Below are 3,239 nucleotides of genomic sequence, written 5' to 3' on the forward strand. Positions count from 1 at the left end.
CGGCCCGCGCCGGTCGCGAAACCTTCGCCGCCGCACTGGCTGTCGCCCTGTCCGCACGCGGCACGCTGACACTCGACCCACGGCTGTGGCGCCGCCTGGACCGCGCCTCCGCCGTCGTCGTCGACCATCGCGTCCTGCGCGGCCGCCGCCCGGTCGTCCTGACCGCCGAATCCACCGACAGCACCTGGCCGACGGACCGAGTGTGGAGCGCCTCCCAGCGCCTGCTCTGGCGCAACGGATCCGAACTGCCGATCCCGCCGCCGCCCGGCCACGACCGCCGAGATCTCGAACTCGCGATCGATACCGACGAGATGGATACCGCCGGTTCCTCGGACCGCCCCAACGACACCGCGGCACACTCCGAAGCCCACCACACATCACATTCGACACCCGACGGAACCGCCGCGCACTCCGACGGTCCACACGACCTGCGGACCGATATGGATGACCCGCATTGGTATGTGCTGCGGGAGCGCGGACGACCCGTGGGCAGGGTGCTGATCGGCCGAGAGCCACATCCGGATGCCGTCGGGCTCCTCACCACGGCGCGGCGGGCGGGGCTGCGGGTGGTGCTGGTCGGCGGCGAGGACGCGGGCGAATTGCGGCGCAGCGCCGACGAATTCGTGACCGCGGGCGGTTCCGGTTCTCGGCTGGTTCACCGGCTCCAGGAGCACGGCCATGTCGTCGCCGTGGTCAGCGGGCGCGCACATCGGGCGCTCGGCGCCGCCGACGTGGGGATCGGCATGCCCACGCGGCGAAGCGACGGGACGGTCGAGATCCCCTGGCAGGCCGGCGTGGTCTGCCCCGATCTGGGGTGCGTACGGCAGATTCTCGGCGCGACCGGCACGGCCCGGCAGGTGAGCGATCGCGGGCGAGTGCTGACACTGTCGGCCGCCACCCTCAGCGGGCTGTTGCTGGCCTCCGGCCGCGCGGGCGCCCGCCCCGCCCGTGCCACCAGCCCGATCGCGGCCGCCACCGTGCTGGGGCTGGCGACCGGGTTGACGCGTGGCCGCCGCGCCGCCCGCGCACCCGCCCCGGCGAGCATCGCGCTGGTGCCGTGGCATGCGCTGGAGCCCGACGAGGTCCGGGCCCGGCTGCCGGAGCCGAGCCGCGAGCCCACGGCGCCGCCGTCACTCCTCGCGGCGACCGCAGCCCGGCTGGGGCGGCAATTCTCCGCGCCCGCAACGGCCGTGGTCGACCTGACCCGGCAGATGCGCCGCGAACTGGCCGACCCGATGACCCCGCTGCTGGCCGTCGGCGCGGTCGCCGCCGCGCTGCTCGGCTCCCCCACCGATGCGGTACTGGTCGGCGCCGTGCTCGGACTCAACGCCGCGGTGTCCGCGCTGCAGCGCCGCCGGGCGCGGCTGTCGTTGCACGACCTGCTGCTGGGTGAACGGCTACAGGCGCGCCGAATCACCCGCGATCGCGAGATCCGCACCGCCGCGGACGATCTGCGGCCCGGCGACGTGATCGCCCTCGGGACCGGCGATGTCGTGCCCGCCGATGCCCGGCTGCTGACCGCCGACGGGCTCGAGCTCGACGAGTCGGGACTGACCGGGGAGTCGGTGACGGTCGACAAGCAGACCGCCGCGACACCCGGTGCGGCGCTGAACGATCGCGCCTGCATGGTGTTCGAGGGCGGGGTCGTGGTCAGCGGCGCCGCGCGCGCCGTGGTGGTCGCGGTGGGTGCGGGAACCGAGTCGGGACGCGCGCTCGCCGCGGCCGGACCGCCCCCGTCCGGCGGGGTCCAGGCCCGCCTGCGCGATCTCACCGGGCGCGTGCTGCCCTTCACCCTCGGCGGTGGAACCACGGTCACCGCGACGAGTTTCCTGCGCGGGATGCCACTGCGGCCCGCGCTGGCCGACGGGCTGGCCGTCGCGGTCGCGGCCGTTCCGGAGGGCCTGCCGCTGGTGGCCACGGTCGCGCAGCTCGCCGCGACCCGGCGACTGTCGCGGCACGGCGTCCTGGTGCGCAGCAGCCGCACCATCGAGGCACTCGGTCGCGTCGACACGGTGTGCTTCGACAAGACCGGCACCCTCACCGAGGGCAAGCTGGACCTGGTCGCCCTCGCAGATCTCGACGAGCACTGGGACAGTACGGATTTCGCGGCGTCACCGCAGTCGCGCCGACTGCTGCGCGCGGCCGCACGCGCCTGCCCCGGAGCCGCCGACGGACCACCGGTGCATGCCACCGACCGCGCGGTGGTCGAGGCCGCCGACGCCCGGCTGGGCGCCCGTGCCGCGAAGGTCTGGGATCCCATCGAGGAGGTGCCGTTCGAGAGTTTTCGCGGATACGCCGCGGCCGTCGGCCACACCGCCCACCACATCCGGCTCGCCGTCAAGGGCGCGCCGGAGGTGCTGCTGCCGCGCTGCACCCAGTTGCTGCGCGCCGACGGCCATGGCGGACACCGGGTTTCGCCCTTCACCGCCGAGGACCGCACGGACGCCGAGACCGCGATACAGCGGCTGGCCGAGCGCGGGCTGCGGGTGCTGGTGGTCGCCCGCCGGGACTTCACCGCGGCCCCCGACGACGTCGACGGCGAGATCGAACACCTCACCCTGCTCGGGTTCGCCGGCATCGCCGATCACCCGCGCCCGCAGACGCCCCGGCTCGTCCAGGAGCTGGCGCGCAACGACATCGGGATCCGCATGATCACCGGCGACCATCCGGTGACCGCCCGGGCCGTCGCCGACCAGCTCGGGATCCCCGCGGACACCGTGGCCACGGGCGCCGACCTGGACGGGCTCGACGAGGACGGCCAAGCGGACCTGATCGAGCGGGCCACCGTATTCGCCCGGGTATCCCCCGAACACAAGGTGCGCATCGTCTCCGCGCTGCAGCGGCACCGGCACACCGTGGCGATGGTCGGCGACGGCAGCAACGACGCGGCCGCCATCCGCACCGCCGATGTCGGCATCGGGCTGGCCGCCCGCGGTTCGGTCGCCGCGCGTGAGGCCGCCGATCTGATCCTCACCGGGTCGGGCGGCGGCACGGATCCGGCCGTGCTGCTGCGAGCCCTGGCCGAGGGGCGCAGCATGTGGCAGCGGGTGCGCGACGCGATCGGCGTGCTGGTCGGCGGCAATGCGGGCGAGGTGGTGTTCACCGTGCTCGGCACCCTGCTGTCCGGGAGCGCGCCGATCGGCACCCGGCAGTTCCTGGTGGTCAACCTGCTCACCGATCTCGGGCCGTCGATGGCGGTCGCCCTCTCTCATCGCACGGTCGCCGACACCGGCGAGTCC

The 3,239-nt window shown here is 74.5% G+C and carries 1 protein-coding gene; it reads left to right on the forward strand.

Features of this window, described 5'->3' with window-relative positions:
• The coding region (locus NM1_RS40550; protein ID WP_157124134.1) for an HAD-IC family P-type ATPase at window positions 1–3,239 on the forward strand (3,239 nt) is incomplete at both ends.

The organism is Nocardia mexicana NBRC 108244, from assembly GCF_001613165.1.
GTDB classification, from domain to species: domain Bacteria; phylum Actinomycetota; class Actinomycetes; order Mycobacteriales; family Mycobacteriaceae; genus Nocardia; species Nocardia mexicana.